Source organism: Mesorhizobium sp. B2-3-5 (assembly GCF_006442395.1).
Lineage (GTDB): Bacteria > Pseudomonadota > Alphaproteobacteria > Rhizobiales > Rhizobiaceae > Mesorhizobium.
Map to the genome: position 1 here is coordinate 86,093 of NZ_VFVX01000017.1, position 23,406 is coordinate 109,498.

The 23,406-nt window shown below is 60.9% G+C and carries 19 protein-coding genes; 13 read left to right on the top strand and 6 right to left on the bottom strand.

Annotated features, from left to right (window positions below; translation table 11 throughout):
- Positions 1 to 12 precede the first annotated feature (12 nt).
- Positions 13 to 1,008 carry a LysR family transcriptional regulator gene (locus FJ958_RS19655; RefSeq protein WP_140744832.1) on the bottom strand — a complete coding sequence of 332 codons (996 nt, stop codon included), beginning with the start codon at positions 1,006 to 1,008 and terminating at the stop codon, positions 13 to 15.
- Between the two features lie 127 nt (positions 1,009 to 1,135).
- Here FJ958_RS19655 and FJ958_RS32435 point away from each other — a divergent pair, with 127 nt between their 5' ends.
- Positions 1,136 to 1,261 carry a hypothetical protein gene (locus FJ958_RS32435; protein ID WP_281406669.1) on the top strand — a complete coding sequence of 42 codons (126 nt, stop codon included), beginning with the start codon at positions 1,136 to 1,138 and terminating at the stop codon, positions 1,259 to 1,261.
- A gap of 234 nt (positions 1,262 to 1,495) precedes the next feature.
- Here FJ958_RS32435 and FJ958_RS19660 read toward each other — a convergent pair whose 3' ends face one another.
- Positions 1,496 to 2,545, bottom strand: coding sequence for an alpha/beta hydrolase (locus FJ958_RS19660; protein WP_210243460.1), 1,050 nt, complete (start codon positions 2,543 to 2,545; stop codon positions 1,496 to 1,498).
- Between the two features lie 262 nt (positions 2,546 to 2,807).
- On the opposite strand from FJ958_RS19660, the gene FJ958_RS19665 reads away from it, so the two are divergent.
- Positions 2,808 to 3,581, top strand: coding sequence for an SDR family oxidoreductase (locus tag FJ958_RS19665; RefSeq protein WP_140744833.1), 774 nt, complete (start codon positions 2,808 to 2,810; stop codon positions 3,579 to 3,581).
- A gap of 151 nt (positions 3,582 to 3,732) precedes the next feature.
- On the opposite strand, the gene FJ958_RS19670 is transcribed toward FJ958_RS19665, so the two are convergent.
- Positions 3,733 to 4,233 carry a nuclear transport factor 2 family protein gene (locus tag FJ958_RS19670; protein WP_140744834.1) on the bottom strand — a complete coding sequence of 167 codons (501 nt, stop codon included), beginning with the start codon at positions 4,231 to 4,233 and terminating at the stop codon, positions 3,733 to 3,735.
- Positions 4,234 to 4,323: 90 nt separating this feature from the next.
- On the opposite strand from FJ958_RS19670, the gene FJ958_RS19675 reads away from it, so the two are divergent.
- The 3 genes from FJ958_RS19675 to FJ958_RS19685 are packed head-to-tail and all read left to right on the top strand — an operon-like array spanning position 4,324 to position 7,917.
- The gene (locus tag FJ958_RS19675; protein ID WP_140744835.1) at positions 4,324 to 5,538 is read left to right on the top strand and encodes a glycosyltransferase family protein; all 1,215 of its coding nucleotides are present in this window, start codon (positions 4,324 to 4,326) and stop codon (positions 5,536 to 5,538) included.
- A 1-nt stretch (position 5,539) separates the two neighbouring features.
- The gene (locus tag FJ958_RS19680; protein WP_140744836.1) at positions 5,540 to 6,784 is read left to right on the top strand and encodes a glycosyltransferase; all 1,245 of its coding nucleotides are present in this window, start codon (positions 5,540 to 5,542) and stop codon (positions 6,782 to 6,784) included.
- Positions 6,781 to 7,917 carry a glycosyltransferase family protein gene (locus FJ958_RS19685; protein ID WP_246679664.1) on the top strand — a complete coding sequence of 379 codons (1,137 nt, stop codon included), beginning with the start codon at positions 6,781 to 6,783 and terminating at the stop codon, positions 7,915 to 7,917. Before FJ958_RS19680 ends, FJ958_RS19685 begins: the two co-directional genes overlap by 4 nt.
- A 149-nt stretch (positions 7,918 to 8,066) precedes the next feature.
- Here FJ958_RS19685 and FJ958_RS19690 read toward each other — a convergent pair whose 3' ends face one another.
- Positions 8,067 to 8,738: a class I SAM-dependent methyltransferase gene (locus FJ958_RS19690; protein WP_140744867.1), complete on the bottom strand. Its 672-nt coding sequence runs from the start codon at positions 8,736 to 8,738 to the stop codon at positions 8,067 to 8,069.
- 270 nt (positions 8,739 to 9,008) lie between these two features.
- Here FJ958_RS19690 and FJ958_RS19695 point away from each other — a divergent pair, with 270 nt between their 5' ends.
- From FJ958_RS19695 to FJ958_RS19705, 3 genes are all read left to right on the top strand, one after another.
- Entirely contained in the window at positions 9,009 to 11,723 is a 2,715-nt protein-coding gene (locus tag FJ958_RS19695; protein ID WP_140744838.1) for an ABC transporter ATP-binding protein, read from the top strand.
- Positions 11,724 to 11,911: 188 nt separating this feature from the next.
- Positions 11,912 to 12,361 carry a cyclic nucleotide-binding domain-containing protein gene (locus FJ958_RS19700; RefSeq protein ID WP_140744839.1) on the top strand — a complete coding sequence of 150 codons (450 nt, stop codon included), beginning with the start codon at positions 11,912 to 11,914 and terminating at the stop codon, positions 12,359 to 12,361.
- Between the two features lie 75 nt (positions 12,362 to 12,436).
- On the top strand, positions 12,437 to 13,291 hold the full coding sequence (locus FJ958_RS19705) for an MBL fold metallo-hydrolase (RefSeq protein WP_140744840.1): 855 nt from the start codon (positions 12,437 to 12,439) through the stop codon (positions 13,289 to 13,291).
- A 1-nt stretch (position 13,292) separates the two neighbouring features.
- Here FJ958_RS19705 and FJ958_RS19710 read toward each other — a convergent pair whose 3' ends face one another.
- A complete protein-coding gene (locus tag FJ958_RS19710; protein WP_140744841.1) occupies positions 13,293 to 14,057 on the bottom strand; it encodes a polysaccharide deacetylase family protein in 765 nt (254 codons plus the stop codon).
- Positions 14,054 to 15,142, bottom strand: coding sequence for a glycosyltransferase family 4 protein (locus FJ958_RS19715; protein WP_140744842.1), 1,089 nt, complete (start codon positions 15,140 to 15,142; stop codon positions 14,054 to 14,056). The genes FJ958_RS19710 and FJ958_RS19715 overlap by 4 nt, the downstream gene beginning before the upstream one ends.
- A gap of 92 nt (positions 15,143 to 15,234) precedes the next feature.
- Between FJ958_RS19715 and FJ958_RS19720 the strand changes: the two genes are divergently transcribed.
- From FJ958_RS19720 to FJ958_RS19740, 5 genes are all read left to right on the top strand, one after another.
- A complete protein-coding gene (locus FJ958_RS19720; RefSeq protein WP_140744868.1) occupies positions 15,235 to 16,395 on the top strand; it encodes a DUF3095 domain-containing protein in 1,161 nt (386 codons plus the stop codon).
- 114 nt (positions 16,396 to 16,509) lie between these two features.
- On the top strand, positions 16,510 to 17,853 hold the full coding sequence (locus FJ958_RS19725) for a nucleotide sugar dehydrogenase (protein ID WP_140744843.1): 1,344 nt from the start codon (positions 16,510 to 16,512) through the stop codon (positions 17,851 to 17,853).
- A gap of 262 nt (positions 17,854 to 18,115) precedes the next feature.
- A complete protein-coding gene (locus FJ958_RS19730; protein ID WP_140744844.1) occupies positions 18,116 to 19,456 on the top strand; it encodes an adenylate/guanylate cyclase domain-containing protein in 1,341 nt (446 codons plus the stop codon).
- Between the two features lie 158 nt (positions 19,457 to 19,614).
- Positions 19,615 to 21,510, top strand: a complete 1,896-nt coding sequence (locus FJ958_RS19735) for an ABC transporter ATP-binding protein (RefSeq protein WP_140744845.1) — start codon at positions 19,615 to 19,617, stop codon at positions 21,508 to 21,510.
- The gene (locus FJ958_RS19740; protein ID WP_140744846.1) at positions 21,507 to 23,405 is read left to right on the top strand and encodes an ABC transporter substrate-binding protein; all 1,899 of its coding nucleotides are present in this window, start codon (positions 21,507 to 21,509) and stop codon (positions 23,403 to 23,405) included. Before FJ958_RS19735 ends, FJ958_RS19740 begins: the two co-directional genes overlap by 4 nt.
- The last annotated feature ends 1 nt before the right edge of the window (position 23,406 follow it).

Consider the following 23,406-nt stretch of genomic DNA (forward strand, 5'->3'; position numbering starts at 1 on the left):
CTTTTGAGGAGGCTAGTCACTGCATCCCATGTCGTCGCTAGTATGCTCGTGTCGTAAGACGATGGGAGCGGCGGCGTCAGTCGATGCAAAGGCCGGCAAAGTGCCACCATTCATGCCATGCGATTGGCGCATGAACTGATTGATCAGGAACGACGCCGCGGGGCCAGGAGGCATGTCCGTTCGGTGAATCGCAAAGAAGCGATAATGGCCGCCTTTGAAATCCGGCATGTCCAGCAGCACGAGCCTGCCGGAGGCGAGGTCCTCAACGATCATCGGTTCTGGCATCGTACCCCAGCCTATTCCTTCGCGAAGCAGCATATGTTTGGTGGCAAGATCCGCTACACGCCAAGTGTGGGTGGCCATGACGCCGAGATCCGAACCTGCGGTCAGCGGCGAGCGATCGGTAAGGACCAACTGAACATGATGGCGCCCGGCGCCGAGTGCGTTGACGCCCAGTGCCAGCGGATGAGAGGGCGCGGCGACCGGAACAAGGTGAACACAGCCGACACCGATGCGCTCCAGGCCGTCGATTTCGACGTCTGGAGGGCCGCGAACGCCGATCATCGAAGTCCGATCGAGTACGAGTTGGGTCACGGCGCCAAGAGCCTCGGCTCTCAGCCGGAGCGGGACCGTTGGGAACTCATCGTGGAAATTCCTCAGGGCTTCAACCACGCGGGCGGCGGGTAGCATCACGTCGAGGGCGACGTGAACTTCTGATTCGATGCCTTGATGAAGGCCCTTGGCCTTCGCGCGTAATCGGTTAAAGCCCAATGCCACGTCGCGGGCCGCCGTCAGCAACGCGCGGCCATCGCTGGTGAGCTGGGGGCGGCGGGTGGAATCCCGTTCGAAAAGCATGACGCCCAGTTGCGCCTCCAGATTGGTGATTGTGTAACTGATGACGGATGTCGCCCGGTTTAGCTGCCGCGCTGCTCCGGCGAAACTGCCCACGTCGACAACCGCGAGAAACACCCGCAATTGGTCGAAAGTCGGCGTCCCCGGATCAGACATATCGATTTCCTCCCAACGCACGAATGAGCATTTGCTAATCAATCGGGCAAATACTCGCACTTTGGCGTATAGAGTCAACCGGGCCTGGTTTTGCAGGGTCCATAACAAGCGCGATAAGGAATGACGCATGCAATTGTCGGGTCCGGCGCGATTGGCGAGCACCCTCGCAATTCAGTTCGCCAAGCACCGAATCGAGGTCATGCTGGCCAACAGCCGCCGCCCCTCCACCCTGACGGATCTGGCCGTGATTTAAGCACGAGCGTCACGCCAGTCGAGAGAGATTGTGGCTGAGGCCGTTCCGGCGCGTAGGTGGTCAACGCCTCAACACGATCCCGGCGGCCAGGCTGGCGGCATATCCCAAGCAGGCCGGCGGGCGCCGAGTGGTCGTTCTTCCGGCTATGAGGCAGTCGCTAGATCCCAGGCCGCCAAGCTGGTCGAAAGCCTCGGCTTGCCCGCTCGACCTCGGCATTGCCGTGCGAAGCCGGAGTTACCCGAAACGCGAATTCCATCGGTTCAGGGCCGCGCGCCGATCAAGACGGAATTGGCGTCCGAGTGCCGTATCGCCCATTAAGTCGAACCCGTGAACGGCCCCGGGATAGACATGGCATTCTACGGATACTCCCGCTCGCGAAGCGCGCATGACGAAGTTCACACCCTCTTCAAGGAAGAGGTCCAGGGCGCCGATGGCCAGGAACAGGGGCGGGAAGCCGTCAAGGCTTCTGGTCAGGCTCGGAGAAAAATAGCCCACCCGATCGTCATCTGCCGAATAGGCTCCTTTCATAGCCGACCACCCGAAGCGATTGTCTTGCGCTGTCCAGACAAATCCGCCGGTCGTCGGATTGGGCTGAACGTCTTGGTCGGACCCCGTCCGGCAATCAAGCATCGGATAGATCAGCATGGCGCCTGCCGGCAGAAACTCCTTACGATCGCGTGCCAGAAGCGTCGTCGCTGCAGCCAGTCCCCCGCCAGCGCTGTCTCCCATGATAGTGATCCGTCGCGGGTCCACTCCGAGCGAAGCTGAATTTTCGAAGAGCCAGCGAAGCCCGGCATAGCAATCCTCGATCGGGCCGGGGAATGGCGTCTCTGGCGCCAGCCTGTACTCCACCGACACCACAACCGCCGTATTCTCTATCGCCATTTGCCAATTCAGACCGTCGATCGAGGCCGCGGAACCTAAGACATAACCGCCGCCATGAATGTTCAGGATTGCTGGCTTTTGTCCCGCACCAGGCGGCGCATAAATGCGCAGTTGAACAGGAGGCGCCCCGTTCATGCCCGCGGTTACAGCGAGCCGAGGCTGCTCGATCGCCATGCCCTGTTGCTCGAAGTACTGTTGCGCGGTTGCTCGCGCGTCTGCGAGACTGGCGGCGCTAAGACCAATGCTGGGTCCATTTTCGAGAAACGGACGCAGTTCAGGGTCAACCAGACTCTCTCCGCTCATGTTCAAAAACCTCTCACTGAGACGCGCAATGGTAACGTCGCCAATCGCTTCAGCCAGTCCGATAGCATCGAACGCCGTGTTCCATGCTTCCGGCATGTGAGTTGCTTCGCCTTCGAATTCCTGCGGCCGCAGCGGCGAAATCGAGCGACCGACCACCTTTGAACCGCGGATGGGACGGGATTCGCCGCTTCGCTACATGCCTAACGGATAGAACGTCGTCATCGACGGAATCTGACTGGCATGGGAGGCCTCATCCAAGTCAGTGTCGATCAAGATCCGGCAGCCGAAGGAATAGGTAGCGGGCGGTGACCCTGTGACCTTTGCTGACCGTTCCATATCGCAGTCGAGGGATTTGACCATGATGGATGATTTCGATGGCAAAGTGGTCTTGGTGACCGGTGCAGGCTCAGGCATCGGACGCGAAGCGGCGTTGGAGTTTGCTGCTCGTGGCGGCATTGTTTTTGGCGCGGACCTGAACGAGCAAGGCCTTGCAGAGACCCGGCGTCTTATCTTGGAGGCAGGCGGCAGAGCGGAAGTCGGCCGCGTCGATGTATCCTCGGAGGATGATGTCTCGGCCTTTGTCGCGCGCATCGATGCTGAAGCGGGCCGTCTGGACGCCGCTTTCAACAATGCAGGAATTACTGGTGGCGCGCACCGGATCGAGGATTATCCCACGGATGACTTCGACCGCGTTCTACGGATCAACCTCCGAAGCGTCTTTCTCTGCATGAAGCATGAGCTACCGCTGCTGAAGCGGAGCGGCGGCGGTGTCATCTGCAATACGGCTTCGGTCGCCGCGCTCACCGGCCCCGGCGGAATGTGCGCCTACGCAGCATCAAAACACGGCATTCATGGGCTGACACGAGTCGCGGCGATGGAGAACGCCGCACATGGAATTCGAGTGAATGCCCTCGCGCCGGGTTGGACCGAGACGCCGATGGTCCTCACCGCAAGTGCTCAAAATCCATCCTTCGCCGCGCAGACGACCAACGCGATTCCGGCCAAGCGAGGCGGCAAACCAAGCGAAATCGCACAAGCCGCCGTTTGGTTGTGCTCGAGTGCCTCGAGCTATGTATTCGGGCAAATGTTGATCGTTGATGGAGGCATGACCATCGGTGGATTCGAGTTCTAATACCGAAACTTTGCTCCTCCGAGAACGACACCGAAATATGGAGACTGGATGATGCGCCTTGACGTCTGCAAACACTGTATCTCGGTTGAGCCGGAGGGGATGACAGACCTGTCTCGGGGATTTCTTACCCGTGAGGTAAGCCGGGGCGTTTTCATGTTGAACGGGAATTGAGGAAGTCACCGCAAAGGCTGCCGCTGACGTGAAGACGCGATGGTTGAACGGTCCCATGAAAGGCGTCGATCTTTGGACGGAAAGCCACTGCCGCGCGATGCTCCTCTATGTCCGTTGGAGTGACTAGCCCTCCCGAAGCCCAACTGAAGCCGCCCACAAGCGAGCGCGCGGCTGACCGTACCGACTTCCGAAAATGATCGAGTTTCGACATCTTTGCCATTTCATCGCCGCGGCCGAGCATCGCAAGGTTGCCACGGCCCTCGAAGACGGCGCGGGCGCTTCGCGCGAATGTGAGCTCCATGGAAGGCTTCGGATTCGTGGCGTCCATGTACGCCACGAAGTGTGGGTCTGGAGTGAAGAACGCCGTCTGGCCTTTCGCATTGCGCCGGTCGGGGCAGTGCGCGTAGGAGGCGATGAGTTCGTGGATGGCGAGGCGATCTGCGCTTTTTTGGGTAATACAAATTGAAAATTGCGCCCTCATGTTTCACAACAGGCCGGTAGACCGGGGATGGTTTCGCAGCCTGCGGGTCGCTCACGGTCCTCGAGACGAGAATTCTAGAGACGTTCAACAATGACCCAGCACGTACAAAACGCTCGAATTCTCATGTACAGCCACGATACGTTCGGGCTCGGCCACTTGCAGCGCTGCCGGACGATCGCGCATTCGCTGGTCGAGGATTTCCGCGGACTTCAGGTGCTTATCATTTCGGGTGCGACCATCGCCGGCGCTTTCGACTACCGCGCCCGTGTCGACTTCGTGAAGATCCCCAGCGTCATCAAGCTGCGCAACGGCGAATACACCTCGCTGGAAAAGGATATCGATCTGCATGAGACGCTAAGGATGCGCCAGTCGATCATCCGCCACACAGCCGAGAGCTTCCGGCCGGATATCTTCATCGTCGACAAGGAACCGCTCGGCCTGCGCGGTGAGATCGAGGACACGCTGTCCTATCTCAAGACGCGGGGTACCACGCTCGTGCTTGGCCTGCGCGAGGTGATGGATGCGCCGCATCTGCTCGAGGCGGAGTGGGCACGCAGGGATGTGATGCGCAAGATAGGCCTGTTCTACGACAAGGTCTGGGCCTATGGTCCGCCGGATTTCTACGATCCGCTGACCGGCCTGGATGTGCCGCCGGCTGTCAGGGCAAAGATGAGCTTCGTCGGGTTCCTGCAACGGAGCCTGCCGCGGAACGAGTTGCCCGGCCACCGGCCGGAGGGCGACTATATCCTCGTCACCACCGGCGGCGGCGGTGACGGCGCCGAACTGATCCACGACGTCATCGATGCCTACCAGCAGGATCCGCAATTGCAGCACCGGGCGCTGATCGTGCTTGGCCCCTACATGCCGGCGCGCAAGCGCAACAAGCTGCTCAAGAAGGGGGCCAGGATCCCCTACATCAAGATCATCGAGTTCGACAACCGCATGGAAGACCTGATTGCCGGCGCCAAGGCGGTGGTGGCGATGGGCGGTTACAACACCTATTGCGAGATACTGTCTTTCGACAAGCCGGCGCTGATCGTGCCGCGCGTCGAGCCCCGTGAGGAACAACTGATCCGCGCTCGGCGCGCGGCCGAACTCGGCCTCATCGAGATGCTCTTGCCGGAAGAAGCCAAGGATTCGCAGCGGTTTGCCGATGCACTGATGGTGCTGCCGGACCGGCCCCGCCCATCACAGAGCAATCCGCATCTGACGCTGGAAGGGCTGCCTCATATTTCCGCAATCGTCGCGGAACTGCTCGACCGGCGGGCCGGCCATCACCTTTCGGTCATCGAAGGAATGAACTGAGTTGCGATATCGCAAGATCGTCGTGGTTCTGAAGGGCTATCCGCGGCTGTCTGAAACCTTCATCGCGCAGGAACTGCTCGGTCTGGAGCGTGCGGGGTTCGACCTGATACTCGTCGCGCTCAGGCGGCCGACCGACGCAAAACGCCACCCCGTGCATGATGAGATCAAAGCGCCCGTCCATTATCTGCCGGAATATCTGCATGAAGAGCCACTCCGTGTGGCCCGCTCGCTGTTTGCCTATCTGCTGCGGCCGGGCTTCTGGCGCGCGCTCGGATCGCTGGCCAGCGACATCCGCCGCGACTTTACGCGCAATCGCGTGCGCCGCTTCGGGCAAGCGCTTGTGCTGGCGGCCGAATGGCCGGAAGACGCGGAATGGTTGCATGCGCATTTCGCGCACACGCCGGCATCGGTGACGCGCTATGCCAGCCAGCTTCGTAGCCTGCCTTGGAGCTGCTCAGCCCATGCCAAGGACATCTGGACTTCGGCGGACTGGGATCTGGCTGGCAAGCTTTCCTCGGCGCGCTGGACGGTCACCTGCACGAAAACCGGTTTCGACCGTCTGAAAGAACTCGCTAACGGCAAATCGTCCGTGCATCTGAGCTACCATGGGCTCGACCTTGATCGCTTCGGCAGTTTCGGCGAAGCGCGAAAACACTATGACGGCTCGGCGCCGGACGAACCGGTCGTCATTCTGAGTGTCGGGCGCGCCGTTGAAAAGAAAGGTTACGACACCTTGCTGGAGGCTCTTGCTCTCTTGCCTGGCGATTTGGCGTGGCGTTTCGAGCATATCGGCAACGGCGAGGAACTGAAACGGCTGAGGGCGCTGGCGCAAAAGCATGGACTGGATGATCGGGTCTCCTGGAAAGGCGCGCTAGCGCAGGAGGAGGTGCTTGAGCACTACCGCCGTGCCGACATCTTCGCCCTGGCCTGCAGGATCACCGCAAACGGCGACCGGGACGGTCTGCCGAACGTTCTGGTGGAGGCGGCCAGCCAGCGGCTTGCCTGCGTGTCGACCGATATTTCCGGCGTGCCGGAGCTCTTATCGCCTGACGAAACCGGGCTGCTGGTTCCGACGGAAGATCCAATTGCCCTGGCAAAGGCGCTGGAGCGCCTGATCCGTGATCCCGTGCTGCGCGCCCGCCTCGGCGACGCCGCCGAGCGGCGCGTGCGCGGCAATTTCGATCATATGGCAAGCATTGGACAGCTCAAGGAACTGTTCGAGCGTGAGTGGCGGGCCGCCGATTGAAGCGCGTCTTCCTTTATGTCCAGCATCTGCTCGGTATCGGCCATCTCGCGCGCTCCAGCCGCATCGCGGCGGCTCTGGTCGATGACGGGTTTGACGTAACCGTCGTGACCGGCGGAGCGCCGATCGCGGGGTTTCCGGGACCGGGGGTAAAATCTGTAACCCTGCCACCTGTCACCTCCGGTGATGAAGGATTTTCCGGACTGGTCGACCTGCAAGGCAAACCCATCGACGATGATTTCAAGAAGCGGCGTTCAGAGATGCTGCTGCAGGCATTCCGGGATTGCAGGCCAGACATCGTCATCGTCGAGGCGTTTCCATTTGGACGCCGGCAGATGCGCTTCGAACTTTTGCCGCTGATCGAGGCCGTCGACGCGACGTCGCCCAGACCGCTGCTGGCGACGTCGGTCCGCGATATCCTTCAGGAGCGCGTCAAGCCGGGCCGCAACGAGGAAACGGTCGATCTCATCAACAGGCATTTCGACCTGGTTTTGGTCCACGGCGATCCGGCTTTCGCAACCCTCGACAAGACATTTCCACTGGCTGGGGCGATCAGGGCCGAGATCACCTACACAGGGCTCGTCGCCGCGCCGCCGTCGCCCGCGGCCTCCGAGCGCTTCGATGTTCTTGTGTCGGTTGGCGGCGGGGCTGCCGGAAAGAGCCTTGTCAGATCCACCGTCGCAGCGGCGCGGAATGCCGAGAACGGTTGGAAATGGTGCCTGATCACCGGCCCGAACCTGCCGAAAGACGAATTCGACGCGATCGCTGGCGATGCCACGCCGGGCCTGTCCATTTTCCGGTTCCGCGAGGATTTCGCCAGCCTGCTAACCGGCGCCCGCCTGTCAGTCTCGCAGGCGGGTTACAACACGGTCTGCGATGTCCTGCGCGCGGGTTGTCGCTCCCTGCTCGTTCCATTTGCAGCCGGCGGTGAAACCGAACAAACGGTTCGCGCCCTGATGCTCGAAGAACTCGGCCTTGCGACGGTGCTGATGGAAAAGGACCTAACGCCTGAAGGTTTGACGCAAGCGATCGAACAGGCGCTTTTGGCACCGACGCCAACCGCGCATCGTCTCGATCTAGAAGGCGCGCGTCACTCGGCGCAAATCCTGCGCGAGCGGTATCGAACAGTTCCCTGAAAATGGAGCCTGGTTTCGGAAATGTACATGATGAAACAGGCGATTGGTCCTAGCGCGCGTCGCGTCCGGTGAGATTAGTGCGACGCGCTTCAAGTCCTTGTTTTATGCAGGTCGTCCCAAAACCGCTGCCCACTTTTGGACGAAATGCATTAAACAGTTCCAATCAGCATGAAGCGCGTATAGTTCTTTGTCGGTAGTTCGCCGGAGAACCGCATCTCCCGCAGCGCTGCCATTGCTTCGAAGGCTGCAAGTGAAGCCACGCAGTTGATGTGCGTAGGCTCGCTAAAATAGTCGTTGGATTGCAGCAGCACATTCGTGCCCCGCGGAAGCAGATCAAGCCAGGCGCGCAGATCGGCTATGTGTTCGCAGCTCGTATTGACGATCAGGTCGGAGCGCCCGGCCGCATAGTCGAGGGCGTACATATCCGCCGTCAACGCCTGGAAACGGTCGCCGGCATCCCGGTTGAGGGTCCGGGCGACCGAGGCGACTTCGGAATCGATGTCGATGCTATCGACCGCCGCGATGTCGAAACGGGCGTCGTTGAAAAGCATTGCCGGCAATATGCCGTACCATCCACCCACGACCCATACACGCCCAAACCGGCCGCCGCAGCTTTCGAACAGCCTGTCGAGCGCCCACATCTTGCAGGCGACCTGCTTGTGGTTGAAGGCATTGGCGATATCGGCCTTCGGATGCTTGGTGATGACGCGCGCCAGCCCTGCCACGAGAGGGTGGTTGACATAGGCGGCAATCCCCCGCGTGAGGTCCAGGGCCTGCTCGTGCCCGTCCATGCCGGCATTGCGTGGTTGCGTGACATCCATCATAGTTGTCTTCTATGTTGGGATTTGGGGCGACACAACGCAATCTTGCCTCCAGTAATGCTGTTTGGTTCGCGGACGTGACTGTGCCGCAAGACGCTTCGCCCTTGGCCGGTGCCGGAGAGAGCCTGTTGCATCGGTTCGGACCATCGGCGTCCGCCGGCGGCAGGACAATCCCCCGGGCCTCGCTGGCGGCGAAGACATCGCCTATAACGCCGCTCGCCAGCAGGTGCTTTTACATCCGTCCGTCCAACTGAAGGCCCACAGTCGCATATGGAACCCAGCCTAGCCCGCTATATCTGGACGCACACCAAGAAGCAGCAGGTCTGGATATTGATCATCGTCCTGCTTTCGATGATCCCGTATTTCATGTCCTTCGACCTGCCGAAGCTGATCGTCAACGGCCCGATCCAAGGTCGTGGCTTCGAGCAACCGGGCGCGACGCGGCCATTCATGAGGCTACACTATAACCTGCCGTTCATTGGCGACGTTCAGTTCTTCTCCGGTTTTCAGCTCGACCGCAAGGAGACGCTGTTTGCCCTGAGCCTCGTGTTCCTCCTTCTGGTCATCATCAACGGCCTGTTCAAACTCTACATCAACACCTACAAGGGCCGCCTCGGCGAACGCATGCTGCGGCGTATCCGCTTCGATCTGGTCGATCTCGTGCTGCGGTTTCCGCCGCGTTACTTCAAGCGGGTGAAATCCGCCGAAGTGGCGACCATGGTGAAGGACGAGGTGGAGCCGCTGGGCGGCTTCATCGGCGACGCCTTCCTGCAGCCGGTACTGCTGGGCGGCCAGGCGCTGACGGCCATGCTGTTCATCATGGTCCAGAACGCCTGGCTCGGAATGATAGCGGTCGTGATCGTGGTGATCCAGATCGTGCTCATCCCGCGAATGCGGCGGCGGCTGATCGTGCTCGGGCGCCGGCGACAGCTGACGGCGCGTGCACTTTCGGGCCGGGTAGGCGAAATCGTCGACGGCATCGGCGCGGTTCATATCCACGATACATCGAACTACGAGCGCGCCGACATCGCTGCCCGGCTTGGGCTTATCTTCAAGATACGCTTCGATCTTTACCAATGGAAATTCATGGTGAAGTTCCTCAACAATATTCTCGCGCAGATCACGCCCTTCCTGTTCTACATGATCGGCGGATATCTGGTGATCGAGGGGCGGCTGGATGTCGGCCAGCTCGTGGCGGTGATCAGCGCCTACAAGGACCTGCCCGGACCGATGAAGGAACTGATCGACTGGGATCAGGACCGGCAGGATGTCCAGGTCAAGTATCAGCAGGTCGTTGAACAGTTCACCGTCGAGGGTGTCATTGCGCCGAGAATCGAGGCATTGACGATCGAAGATCCACCTCCGATGACCGGCCCGCTGTCGGCGATCAGTCTGTCCATGGCGGACGATGGCGGTGCAATGCTCCTCGACCGTATCTCGCTCCAGATCAACCCGGGTGAGACGGTGGCGCTGGTCAGTACCGCAACGGGTGGGGCGGAGGCGCTGGCAGAAGCCTTCGCGCGACTGGACTGGCCGGACAGCGGAAGGGTCGCTTCGGGAGCCGACGACCTGCTCGAAATCCCCGAAGCGGTGACCGGCAGGCGCATGTCCTATGCCTCGTCGGATGTTTTCCTGTTCCAGGCAAGCCTCCGCGACAACCTGCTCTACGGGTTGAAGCATGCGCCGCTGACATCGGTGACCTATGACGGTACCGCGGCCGACCAGCGCCGCTGGGATATCGAGGAAGCGCGCCGGTCGGGCAATCCGGATATTGATATCCAAAGCGACTGGATCGACTATGCTTCCGCCGGCGCTACCGGCCCGCACGACCTCTTTGAAGTCGTGCGGCGGGTGCTCGACGCGGTTGTTCTGTCGCGCGACATTCTGGATCTTGGCTTGCGCTCTTCGGCCGACCTGACGCGTCACAAGGGTTTTGCCGGGCGGATCGTGGAACTGCGTGCGACGTTGCGAACCCGGCTGGAACGCGAAGGCCTGAGCGGCCTGGTGGTTCCTTTCGAACCGGGCGCCTACAACAAGGAAGCAACGATCGGCCAAAACCTGCTCTTCGGCGCCGCCGCCGGTCCCGAACTGGCCGACCGGGCTCTGGCGGCCAATCCGTATTTCGCTTCCGTGCTGAGGCAAGCCGGCCTCGACCGCACGCTCTACGAAATGGGCATGGAGATCGCAGAGCAGGCGATCGAACTGTTTGCCGACCTGCCGCCCGATCACCAGTTCTTCCAGCAGCTCGCCTTCATGAGCGCCGAAGAGATCCCCGCCTACGAAACCTTGCTGCAACGGCTCAAGAACCGTCCCTACGAGGCGGTTTCGGAGGCCGACCGCGCCATGATCGTCACCCTGAGCTTTGCCTATATCGAGCCCCGGCACCGCTTCGGCCTGCTGAGCGACGAGCTGATGAGCAAGATCGTCGCTGCGCGCAATTTATTCTATGAAAACCTACCGCCCGAGCTGCAAAATGCGGTCGAACGGTACGATCCTGCCAAATACATTGCCGCGGCTACCGTCATGGACAATGTGCTGTTCGGCCGCGTGGGCAACAATCATCCCGACGCGCCGGACCGCATACGCTCCATCGTCTATGACATCCTTGACGAACTGGGGCTTTATTCCGAACTTCTTGATGTCGGCCTGGACTTCAACGTCGGCTCCGGCGGCAGACGTCTGACTAGTGGCCAGCGACAGAAGCTCGACGTCGCCCGGGCCCTGCTCAAGCGTCCCGATTTTCTCATTCTCAACCGGCCGCTGTCGGCGCTCGACCAACGTGTGCAGGACAAGGTGCTGCGAAACGTGATCGAGGAAGCCAGACGCGACGGCCGTTCGCCGGCAATCGTGTGCGTCGTGACGAGTCCGGCAATGGCAACGATGTTCGATCGCGTTGTCGTGTTCGACTCGGGTCGTTTGGCGGAAGACGGAACTCACGAGACACTTTTGGCAGGGGACGGTGTCTTCAAGGAGCTGCTGTCATAGAGCATTGGACATTCAGATGGGATCATTCCGCCGGTGGGAACTTGCCGCAAGGTCAAGGGGTTCAGGTTTCCGGCTGATCGGGCTCGCCACCTTTCGCGTGGTTCGTCTCGCCATCCGGAACAGAATTGATTCCATCTGGGTGCCGTTTGATCTAGTCTCGCAAACGTGAATTTGGGAAGGTTGCGACGATGCTGCTCAAGGATGAGGTTGGGATGCTGCAACGCGTCCCCTTGTTCTCCGGCATAGAGCCGACAAAGCTCAAGCTGCTTGCGTTCACATCCGACCGCGTCAGCTACGGCGCCGGCCAGATCCTTTTCCGGCAGGGCGACGAAGGGGACGCCGCCTATGTCATCCTCTCAGGCCGAGCGGATATTCTGGTCGATTCCGACAGCGGGCCGATAAAGGTTGCCGAAATGGTGCCAAATTCGATCGTTGGCGAGATCGCCATATTGTGCAACAGTTCTCGCACTGCCACCGTCAGAGCCGCGAGTCCGCTGGAGGTCCTGAGAATCCGCAAGGATCATTTCCTGAGGCTTATGAAGGAGTACCCGGAAATGACCATCGAGGTGTTGCGGGTTCTTGCCGATCGCCTAAGCCATACGACCGCGGATCTGATCGACGCACGAAGCGCCAAGTAACGAGTGACGTGCGCTTAATCCTCGCCATCGTGACGGCACTGGCTGCCATCTGCGACTGGACTGCGAAGGGCTAGCATGGACGACGACGTTTTCCTGGTCAGGTTTTGGGGTGTGCGCGGCAGCATCGCGGTATCGGGGCCAGAATTCTCTCGCTATGGCGGCAATACGATCTGCATTGAGATGCGATGCGGTAAGCATACGCTTCTGTTCGACGCGGGCTCCGGCCTGCGGCCCGCCGGCGGGGCACTTCGGGCGTCGGGCGTGACCGATTTCGACCTGTTCTTCACCCATTGCCACTACGATCACATCATCGGGCTGCCGGCTTTCAAGCCGATATACGACCCGAGCGTCAAGATTACGCTTTGGTCCGGACATCTCGCAGGACGCATGACGACCCGGCAAATGGTCGATGCATTCATACGGCCGCCGTGGTTTCCGGTGAAACTCGATATCTGCAAGGCAAGCCTCGACTGCCGCGATTTCGTGTCCGGAGACGTGCTCCGGCCGCGTGAAGGCGTGGTGGTGCGGACCGGCAGTCTCACCCACCCGGGCGGCTGCATAGGCTACCGGGTCGAATGGGGCGGCCGTGTCGTGGCGGTGATCACGGACACCGAGCATCAGCCGGACAAACTCGATCAGGCGGTGCTCGGCCTGATCGAAGATGCCGACCTCGTCATTTACGATTGCACCTACACCGAGGAGGAAATGGAACGCCGCCGCGGCAATGGGCACTCGACATGGCAACAGGGCGTCAAGCTCTGCGAGGCGGCCGGTGCGCGGGGGCTTGCGTTGTTTCACCACGATCCGTCACGCACCGACGAGGAACTGGACGAGATGGAGAGACTGGCCAAGGACAGGTTTGCCGGCGCATTTGCCGCGCGGGATGGCCAGACGCTTGAATTTCCAGTCTCATCGCACAAAGGACGCTGAGCTATTTTCCTTTGCCGGCGCCGCGCCCGATCAATGTCCTGATCGGAAGCCATGCGCAGGCTTCAGCCTGTGCGGTGACCGTGAACAGCCGTTCGAGGAAAAGCCAGGCCGATTCATCATGCACGAGATGGTGGGTAAGCAGGCCGACCGGCTCGCCGCCGTCGAATGCATGCTGCAATTGCGCGATGATGGCCTGAACCAATAGGCCATGATCGCGGCAACCGCGCGTGCCATGCCAGTCCATGATGTCGACATTGCTGTTGATGACCGCCAGCGAAGCCGGCTTCGGCGGCCCATAGACCGACAATGCCGCAAATCCTATCGATCCAAGGTCGGGTATCAAGCCGGCGTCGATCCTGTTCCAGGGTGGCACCAGCATCGGAACGGCACGTGCGCCATGCAGGCCGGTTACGCGCGACAGCCCGCGAGCCAGATCATCGAGCACCACCCCGCGTGGCCGATGGGGGCCGAGCTCCTGCTTTTTCTGATTCTCGGGCGCATGATTTCGGTGCGCCCAGCCATGAATGGCGACCATGGCATGCGGCGCCTCGTCAAGCCGGGCGACAAGCTTCTCATCGGTCAGCGCCGGAATGACGGCCAGGGTGACCGGAACCGCGAATTCACCGGTGAGGTCGAGCAGCCGATCAAGCGCAGGCGTCGGATCCACGGCGTCATCGTCACGCAGCCAGAACTCTGCCTTACGGTTCGCCCGTCGCCGGCACGCCAGTTCTTCCACCAAGGGTTGCCAGATCTGATCGGAAGTCATGAAACCGGGATCGTCGCAAGAAGCTCGGCCAGACGCGCCGCCGCGGCGCCGATGGAACGTTCTTGGAGGATGAAACGTCTGGCTTCCGCGGCCATGATGGTTCTTTCGTCACTACGGGCCAGAAGCCTTTCAATGGCGGAAGCGAACGCCTTCACGTCGCCCGGCGGGGTGAGAAATCCGGCCTGGCCACCCCGTACGACCTCCGGCACGCCAGCGATGTCCTGAGCCACCACCGGAAGGCCGGCGGCCTGTGCTTCAAGATAGGCAACGCCATAGGCCTCGCCGAAACCCGGCCAGACATAAATTCCCCCACTGTAGAGGACATCCGGCACGGCTGCGGGCTCGATCGCCCCAAGCCATTCGATACGGTCGACGGGCAAGCCGGCGAATTGCGCTTTGACCTCTTCACGGGCAGGCCCATCCCCGACGACCGACAGCGTCCAGGGCAGGTGGCCGATTGAACCGAGCGCTTGCGCCAGCATGCGATAGCTGTCGACTTTGTCGCCCGGGCGCATCATGGCGACGGTTACGAGGCGCGTCGGACAACCCCGTGCCGGCGTTTCCCGGAATACCGATGTGTCGATGAAGGGCGAAAGCATGCCGAGCGTGGCGCCGGGTATCGCATCCGCCAGTCCCTGACGATCCCTTTGCGTGAAGCAGATGTTCAGCGCCGCCTGTTCGACGGCTCGCGCCACCAACGCTTGCGTATCGGCCCACAGACCGGCGTTGCGCCGCCTCGAATAGGAAGCTTCCGCTGTCACATAGGGGATCGCAAACGCCGACGTCAGCTCGGGCCCGATGAGGTCGGGCGCCTTGTAATAGGGATGATAGGAGAACCAGAGATCGGGCTTGCCGTCACGATCCCAAAGCCTTGTCAGCCGCGCGGCTTCCTCTCGGGCCTCGAGCTTGAGCGCATCGAAACTTTTCGGCTCCGGTTCGCGTAGATAGAAGCGCAGTTCGGATGCCAGTTCGACGCTATGCCTTCCATGCTCCAGCGCCTTGACCAGCGCCCGTGCCATCTGGCGGTCGCCGGAGGCAACAGGATGATTGGGGGACTTCAGCGGCGCGTGGAAGGCAATTCGCATCGCCGGACCCTATCATCGGAAAGCCAGCGCAAGTCAATTTCGAAGCACGATCGACGTCACCTTCAAGCAGTGGAATGTGCTATCTGATGCTCATGGAAACAGCTGCCGCGTCCGACCCGTTTGTCGCTTCTCTGCCGGTCTTCGCGAAGTTCGAAAGCGCTGCCTATATCGACAATTATCGGCCTCTCCCCGATGGCTGGGCTCTGGCCACCGCCGACATCGTCGGCTCGACCAAGGCGATCGAGGCAGGGCGCTATAAAACCGTCAATATGGCCGGCGCCAGCGTCATTTCGGCGCTGCTCAATGCACTGGGTCGGCAAGACCTTCCCTTCGTCTTCGGCGGCGACGGCGCGCTCGTCGCGTTTCCCGGCTCGGCGCTGGAGGTCACCCGCAACGCGCTGGCTGCTGTCCAGAGATGGGTGGCGGACGAACTGGACCTGACCTTGCGCGCCGCAATCGTGCCGATAAAGGATATAAGAGCGCAAGGCCTCGACGTTCGCGTGGCGAGGTTCCAAGCCTCAGAAGCGGTCTTGTTTGCCATGTTCGCCGGCGGTGGCGGCAGTTGGGCGGAAACCGAGATGAAAGCGGGGCGCTATCGCATCGATCCCGCGCCGGCCGGCGCGCGGCCGGATCTGACCGGTCTCTCCTGCCGCTGGAACCCGATCGAAGCCCGGCATGGCGAAATCGTCTCGATCATAGCCGTACCGGGGCCGTCGCGCGACTTGCGCGGTTTTCAGTTTCTGGCCTCCGATATCATCGCCCTTACCGGCAGCCAGGAACGCGATGGCCACCCGGTGCCGCTGAACGGGCCGAGCTACAGTTTTCCGCCCGCCGGCCTCGATATCGAGGCGCGCGCCATGGCGCCGGCAGGATGGCGGTGGCTGCCGAAGCTGTGGATATTGTTCCTCATGACGCTCACGGCGGTCAGCGATAGATATGGCTGGACGATCGGCAGTTTCGATCCGAAGATCTACAAACGCGACGTGGCCAGCAATTCGGATTTCCGGAAGTTCGACGACGGCTTGAAGATGACCGTCGACGTTGACGCGGATGTGTCGCAACGGATCGAGAACCGGCTGAAACAGGCGGAAGAGGCGGGTATCTGCAACTATGGCCTGCACCGTCAGAAATCGGCCTTGATGACATGCCTCGTCGCCTCGCCGCTGCAGCGCGATCACCTTCATTTCATCGATGGCGCGGCCGGCGGCTATGCGATGGCTGCCGCAAACCTGAAGGCGAAGGTGCCGGTTTGATGACGGCTTGCGGAAATCGATCTTCCGCAATATGCCTCGGCCATTGTTCTTGGGACCAAGTGAGGGTCTCCATGGGAACGGACAAGCCTGTGCGAATGACGGGAAAGCAGATTTTTGGACGCCTCACGATCGATATATGACCGACTTCTAAACCGGATTTCGACGCGCGCCGCGCAAGTCGGTGTTATCGGACTGGGCTATGTCGGGTTGCCCCTAGCGGTTGCGATCGCACGCGCCGGCTTCCCGGTTTCCGGCTTCGACATCGAAGCCCAGAAGGTCGAGAGCCTGAACAACGGCCAATCCTATATCGAGGCGGTGACGTCGACAGCCCTTGCCAGCCAGGTGGCGAGCGGACGGTTCCGCGCCACCGCGGATTTTGCCAAGCTGGCCGTCTGCGATGTCATCATCATCTGCGTTCCGACACCGCTGACGAAACACCGTGAGCCGGATCTCTCTTTTGTCAGGAACACGGCAGGCACGATCGCGAAACATCTGCGTCTCGGCCAGATGATCGTGCTGGAATCGACCACCTATCCCGGCACCACCGACGACGTGATCAAGCCCATACTGGAAGAAACCGGCTTGCGGTCGAAGACGGATTTCTTCCTCGGCTTCTCGCCCGAACGCGAGGATCCCGGCAATCGCAGCTTTGAAGTCGCGACGATCCCCAAGGTCGTGGCAGGCGACGGCATGGAAGCGGCGACGCTCGTGCAGGCTTTCTACCAAAGCGTGGTCAAGACCGTCGTTCCGGTTTCCACCACGGCCACGGCCGAGGCGGTCAAGCTGACGGAAAACATCTTCCGCTCGGTCAACATAGCCCTCGTCAACGAGCTGAAGGTCGTGCTCGGCGCGATGGGCATCGACATTTGGGAGGTGATCGAGGCGGCAAAGAGCAAGCCCTTCGGCTACATGCCTTTCTATCCTGGCCCCGGACTTGGCGGGCACTGCGTTCCGATCGATCCGTTCTACCTGACGTGGAAGGCGCGCGAATACGAACTGCCGACCCGCTTCATCGAGCTGGCGGCAGAGATCAACACGGCCATGCCGCGCCATGTGGTCGATGAACTGGCTAAGGCGCTGGACCGGCGCTGCGGCAAGGCGCTCAGCCGCTCCCGCATTCTCATCATCGGGCTCGCCTATAAGAAGAATGTGCCCGACATCCGCGAAAGCCCCTCATTGCGGCTCATTGAACTCATCGAGGAATGGGGCGGCAAGGCGGAATTCCACGACCCGCATGTGACCGAGATCCCGACCACACGGGAGCATATGGCGATCAAGGGGCGCCGCTCGGTCGAATTGACAGAGGCGGCCTTGAAGCATTTCGATGCTGTCGTCATCGCAACCGACCACGACGCGATCGACTATCGGACGATCGCTGATCACGCCCTTCTGATCGTCGACACACGCAATGTTTTTGGCCGCCTCGAGCTGGCCCGAGAGACGGTGGTGAAGGCCTGAGGGCGTCTTAGCCGACGAATTTTTTGCCCGATGTCGGGATCGTGATTGCACTCCGCCGGCAGCTTCGCCACTTATGCCGCAGGATATAGGTGCAGTTACGCTTGGCTCCTGGCCACAAGGACAGTCATCCGGGAAATTCTCACCGCTTTTGCCGCCGTAGTCGGCCCTGTTGAAATCCGGGTCTTATCTTTGGGTCGTGGGCAGACTGTGATATGGCGGATCAAAGGATAATGGGTTCGTCTTCGACAGGTTTCGAGATAGCATGAGCACAGCACAAGCAGAAATTTCCACTATTCTCATGGATAAGGTTGCCGATTGGCTGACCCAGTCGGCGCTGGCGGGCAATGACCTTGAAACGTTGATAAAAGGCTTTTGCGAACGGCTGGCTGCTGCCGGCCTGCCGTTGAAGCGGGTGCATTTGAGCTTTTCGATGCTTCATCCGCTTTATGACGCGCTTGGCTTCACCTGGCTTCGCGGTCAGGGCATGGAAGTGGAAGGCTTTCGCAATAAGGCCGGCGCGCCGTCTGACAGATTCCTGACCAGCCCATACTATCATCTGCTCAGCAACAAGCTCGAACATCTGCGACGTCGGCTCGATCCGTCGGTGCCGTCGGAGTTTCCTGTTTTCGATGAACTCAGGCTCATGGGCGTCACCGATTACATGGCTTTCGTCCATCCCTTCAGCGGCAACGCCAGTCAGGGCATGCTGGGGTCTTGGTCCACCGACAGTGCCGCAGGCTTCAGCGACAGCATGATCTCGGCGCTGCTGCGCATCCAGAGCCATCTCGCGATCGCAACCAAGATGGCGGTGCTCACCAAGCTCGCCGACAACATGATGACCACTTATCTCGGCGGTGACGCCGGCAGGCGCGTGCTGGACGGTCAGATCAGGCGAGGCGAGGGCGATACAATTCGGGCCGCACTGGTGATGGCCGATATGCGTGGGTCGTCCAGGCTTGCCGAAACCTCGGGCCGCGAAATCTATATCGACACGCTGAACCAATTTTTCGATGCCGTTGCTGCACCTTTCAATCGCAGAGGTGGGCAGATCATGAGTTTCATAGGTGACGGCTTCATTGCCGTCTACCCTTGCGAAAGACACCGCTCGCAGTCCGAGGTCGCCTGCCAAGCCGCTCTTGCGGCCGCGCACAAGGCCTCAGCGCGCATGATGGATCTCAACCTGCGCAGAAAGGAGCGGGGTTTGAGCGACATACAGTTTGGTATCGGCCTGCATATCGGTAATGTGATGTTCGGCAATGTCGGGCTTACCGACCGCCTCACATTCTCCGTCTTCGGCTCGGCTGTAAACGAGGTCCAGCGCCTCCAGACCCTGACCAAGAAATATCCGCACAGCGTTCTCGCCAGCGAAGACTTTGCCGGCTACTGCGGCGCCAACAGTTGGTTGACGCTCGGCAAGGAGGAACTGCCGGGCATCAAGCATAGGCTGACGGTGCTTGCACCCGATCTGTCGGGTGCTCTTGCCCTCGATGAGGACGGTGCGCTGGAGACGATTTACGACCGAATGTCGGACGCCGAGCAGGTCATGCTGCTTCATCGCGATGCCGCGCGGATGCCGACGGGCGACCCCAGGAAGATCCAGTAGCCGCAATCTGATCCGAACGCCTTTGGCATGCGGTCCGGTCACGGTTCCGCCAGGGAACTGGCGATCGTTTCGAATCCAAGTTGCTCTAGGCTGGCAATGCGATAGTCTCGTTTACTGGCCCTGCCGCCTGGCAGGCCGCCAGAGTGGGCCTGGTGCGCATGAATTCGGGTGTTGATCTGCTGCGGATCGAAGATGTTGGCATCTCTTTTGCCATTATCGGGGGACCGTTGCGTGCCGTCAGGCGCGCGAATCTTCGCGTTCTGCCCGGCAGGGTTACCGCGCTTGTGGGCGAGTCAGGTTCCGGAAAATCGGTTCTCAGCCAGGCAGTGATGGGCATTTTGCCGAACACTGCCCATGTTCACGGCCGTATCCTGTTTTCCGATCCTGAAAAGCCCGGCACGACGCAGGATATCCTGCAGATGTCGCGTGATGGACCCGAAATCCGGGCGTTGAGAGGCAGCCGCATCGGCAAGATCTTTCAGGAGCCGATGACATCGCTGTCGCCGCTGCACACGATCGGCAACCAGGTCAGCGAATCCCTGCAAATTCATACGCCTCTAGGTCGGGCGGAGCGCAAGGCGCGGACCGAGGAAATGCTCAGCCTTGTCGGCTTTCCCAATCCCAAGCGCGCCTACGACATGTATCCCTTTGAACTTTCAGGAGGATTGCGTCAACGCGCCATGATCGCCATGGCTCTTATCTGCCGGCCTGCCCTGTTGATCGCCGATGAGCCGACGACGGCGCTGGACGTCACCATCCAGGCGCAAATCCTGCAATTGCTGCGCGGGCTTCAGACCAAGCTGAACATGGCGATGCTGCTGATCACGCACGACCTCGGCGTGGTCGCCAATGTCGCCGACGAGGTGGTGGTCATGTACCATGGCGAGATCATGGAAGCGGGACCTGTCGAGGCGATATTCCGCCGCCCGGGTCACCCTTACCTGAAGGGTCTGATGGCAGCCGTTCCGCATTTCGACCTGAAGCCCGGCGAAAGGCTGAAGGCGCTTCGCGAGGTGCCGGTGAATGTCGGGAACCTGCTCGGCAAGCAGCCGGCGCCGGCATCGAAAGGGCCGGACGACATCCTATTGTCGGTGAGGGATCTGAAAAAGGTCTTCACCATCCGCAAGTCCGGATGGTTCGGCGGGGATCATCAAGCCTCTGTTCGCGCCGTGGACGGCGTGAGCTTCGATATCAGGCGGGGAGAGTGCCTCGGTCTGGTCGGCGAAAGCGGCTCCGGCAAGACCACCGTCAGCAAGATCCTCATGCGGGCCGTCACCCCCAGCGGCGGCTCCGTGACCTTCAACGGTCGCGATGGGCCGATCGACGTCTTGGAGGCCGAGGAGGACGCGTTGCGCACGCTGCGCGCGAAAATCCAGATGATCTTCCAGGACCCGGTTTCGTCGCTTTCACCCCGCATGACGGTGGAGAATATTTTGAGCGAGCCGCTGGAAATCCATCAACGTGGCAATGCCGCGTCCCGTCTCGCCACGGTCAAGAGCCTGATGCAGGCAATCGGGCTCGATCCGCGCTTCATCAAGCGCTATCCGCACAGTTTCTCCGGCGGGCAGCGTCAGCGTATCGGCATCGCGCGCGCGTTGGCGCTGGGGCCTGAACTCCTGATCTGCGACGAGCCGGTTTCGGCGCTCGATGTCTCTGTCCAGGCACAGATACTGAACCTTCTGAAGGACCTGCAGAAGGAACTGGGCCTGACCTATCTGTTCATATCCCACAACCTGGCGGTGGTGGACTACATGGCGGACCGCATCGCGGTGATGTGCGGCGGGCGTATCGTCGAGCTTGCGCCGCGCGAAATCCTGCTCAGGAAACCGGTCCACCCCTACACGCGCTCACTGGTCGCCGCGGTGCCTTTCCCCGATCTCGACAGGCCGATGGATTTCAAGACGCTGAAGCTCGGCGGCGCGTCCGACACCAGCGCTTGGGGACCGCAATTCCGCGACGAGGGCGAGGAGGATATGCTGTCGCCGCTCGATCTTGGCGGCGGCCACCTCGTGCTGGCCCGTCGTTCGGCCGATGTCAGCGAGCTGCGCCATTGATCAGCCGGCGCACCGTTCTTGGGCTCATGGCTTCGGCATTTCTGCCGAGCACGTCGCGCGCCGGCGATCTGGAGCCGGAATTCCTTCAGCCGCAATTGAAGGCCAGGGCGCTGCCGGCACTCGCCGAGCGCTTGCCCAAGAGCCCGCGCGCGTTGAACCTCGCCGCGATGGGCCGGCAGCCCGGCCAGTATGGCGGCACGCTGCGCACGATCATCGGTAGCCAGAAAGATATCCGGCTGATGACGATCTATGGATATGCTCGCCTGGTCGGCTATGACGAAAAGCTTAAACTGCAAGCCGACATTCTCGAAAGTTTCAACGTATCGGATGGTCGCGTCTTCACTTTCAAGATACGGGAAGGACATAAATGGTCTGACGGCAGCCTGCTGACGCCGGAGGATTTTCGCTATTGCTGGGAAGATGTCTGGCTGAACAATGAGCTTTCGCAAGGCGGGCTCCCCCCGGCCCTGCTGGCCGACGGCAAGCCGCCACGCTTCGAGATCGTCGATCCGTTAACGGTCCGCTATAGTTGGGACGCTCCCAATCCCGATTTCCTGCCCAAGCTCGCCGCGGCTTCGCCGCTATCGCTTGTCCTGCCGGCCGCCTATCTCAAGCAGTTCCACAGAAAATACCAGGATCCATTCCGGCTAGCCGGCCTGATGAAGGAGAACCGGGCCAAGAAATGGACGCTCCTGCATATCCGGATGTCGCGGCAATATCGCCCGGAGAACCCGGAACTGCCGACGCTCGATCCCTGGCAGAACCGGACCAAGCCGCCGGCTGAGCAGTTCGTCTTCGAGCGAAATCCGTTCTTCCATCGAATGGATGAGAATGGCCGGCAACTGCCATATATCGACCGGGTTGTCATGAATGTCAGTTCGTCGGAGATCATTTCAGCCAAGACCGGTGCGGGCGAGAGCGACCTGCAATGCATGGGAATTGACTTCACCGATTATGCCTTCCTGAGGGATGCGGAGAAGCGCTACCCGGTGAAGATGCATCTCTGGAAACGCACACAGGGCTCGCGGCTGGCGCTGCTGCCCAATCTGAATTGTTCCGACCAGGTGTGGCGTGGCCTTCTTCGTGACGTGCGCGTGCGCCGCGCACTTTCGCTCGCTGTGGACAGGCGCGAGATCAATATGGCCGTGTTCTACGGATTGGCGCAGGAAAGTGCCGATACGGTCCTGCCGGAAAGCCCGCTCTACCGGCCGGAATTCGCGAAGGCCTGGGTCGCCCATGATCCTGACCTGGCCAATGCCCTTCTCGACGAGGTCGGGCTTCAGACGCGTGGCGATGACGGCCTGCGGATACTTCCCGATGGACGCCCGGCGCAGATCATAGTGGAAACGGCCGGCGAAAGTACGCTGGAAACCGACGCGCTCGAGCTCATCACCGATCACTGGCGCAAGATCGGCATCGCCCTGTTCATCCGGACTTCGCAGCGCGACATATTCCGCAGCCGCGCGCTTGGCGGCCAGATCATGATGTCGATATGGTCGGGCATCGACAATGGCGTGCCGACCGCCGACATGAACCCTTACCAGTTGGCCCCCACCACCGACGACCAGTTGCAATGGCCGCTCTGGGGTGCCCACTACTTGTCTCACGGCACGCTCGGTGAAGCGCCCGATCTTCCAGCCGTGGTCGATTTGATGGCTCTGCTGAAGCGCTGGAACGCATCGACCGAAGCCACGGAACGCGCCGAAATCTGGAATTCGATGCTGTCGATCTACACTGACCAGGTGTTTTCAATCGGCACGGTGAACGGAACGTCTCAGCCGATTCTGGCGTCCTCGCGGCTGCGCAATCTGCCTGACAAGGCGCTCTACGGCTACGACCCGACAGCATATTTCGGTGTCTACATGCCGGATGCATTCTGGCTTGGAGAGTCCTGAG

Bases quoted from the DNA above. Each gene is read 5' to 3' on its own strand.
- FJ958_RS19655 (WP_140744832.1), bottom strand. From the start codon at position 1,008: ATGTCTGATCCGGGGACGCCGACTTTCGACCAATTGCGGGTGTTTCTC.
- FJ958_RS32435 (WP_281406669.1), top strand. From the start codon at position 1,136: ATGCAATTGTCGGGTCCGGCGCGATTGGCGAGCACCCTCGCAATTCAG.
- FJ958_RS19660 (WP_210243460.1), bottom strand. From the start codon at position 2,545: ATGCCGGAAGCATGGAACACGGCGTTCGATGCTATCGGACTGGCTGAA.
- FJ958_RS19665 (WP_140744833.1), top strand. From the start codon at position 2,808: ATGATGGATGATTTCGATGGCAAAGTGGTCTTGGTGACCGGTGCAGGC.
- FJ958_RS19670 (WP_140744834.1), bottom strand. From the start codon at position 4,233: ATGAGGGCGCAATTTTCAATTTGTATTACCCAAAAAAGCGCAGATCGC.
- FJ958_RS19675 (WP_140744835.1), top strand. From the start codon at position 4,324: ATGACCCAGCACGTACAAAACGCTCGAATTCTCATGTACAGCCACGAT.
- FJ958_RS19690 (WP_140744867.1), bottom strand. From the start codon at position 8,738: ATGGATGTCACGCAACCACGCAATGCCGGCATGGACGGGCACGAGCAG.
- FJ958_RS19695 (WP_140744838.1), top strand. From the start codon at position 9,009: ATGGAACCCAGCCTAGCCCGCTATATCTGGACGCACACCAAGAAGCAG.
- FJ958_RS19700 (WP_140744839.1), top strand. From the start codon at position 11,912: ATGCTGCTCAAGGATGAGGTTGGGATGCTGCAACGCGTCCCCTTGTTC.
- FJ958_RS19705 (WP_140744840.1), top strand. From the start codon at position 12,437: ATGGACGACGACGTTTTCCTGGTCAGGTTTTGGGGTGTGCGCGGCAGC.
- FJ958_RS19710 (WP_140744841.1), bottom strand. From the start codon at position 14,057: ATGACTTCCGATCAGATCTGGCAACCCTTGGTGGAAGAACTGGCGTGC.
- FJ958_RS19715 (WP_140744842.1), bottom strand. From the start codon at position 15,142: ATGCGAATTGCCTTCCACGCGCCGCTGAAGTCCCCCAATCATCCTGTT.
- FJ958_RS19720 (WP_140744868.1), top strand. From the start codon at position 15,235: ATGGAAACAGCTGCCGCGTCCGACCCGTTTGTCGCTTCTCTGCCGGTC.
- FJ958_RS19730 (WP_140744844.1), top strand. From the start codon at position 18,116: ATGAGCACAGCACAAGCAGAAATTTCCACTATTCTCATGGATAAGGTT.
- FJ958_RS19735 (WP_140744845.1), top strand. From the start codon at position 19,615: ATGAATTCGGGTGTTGATCTGCTGCGGATCGAAGATGTTGGCATCTCT.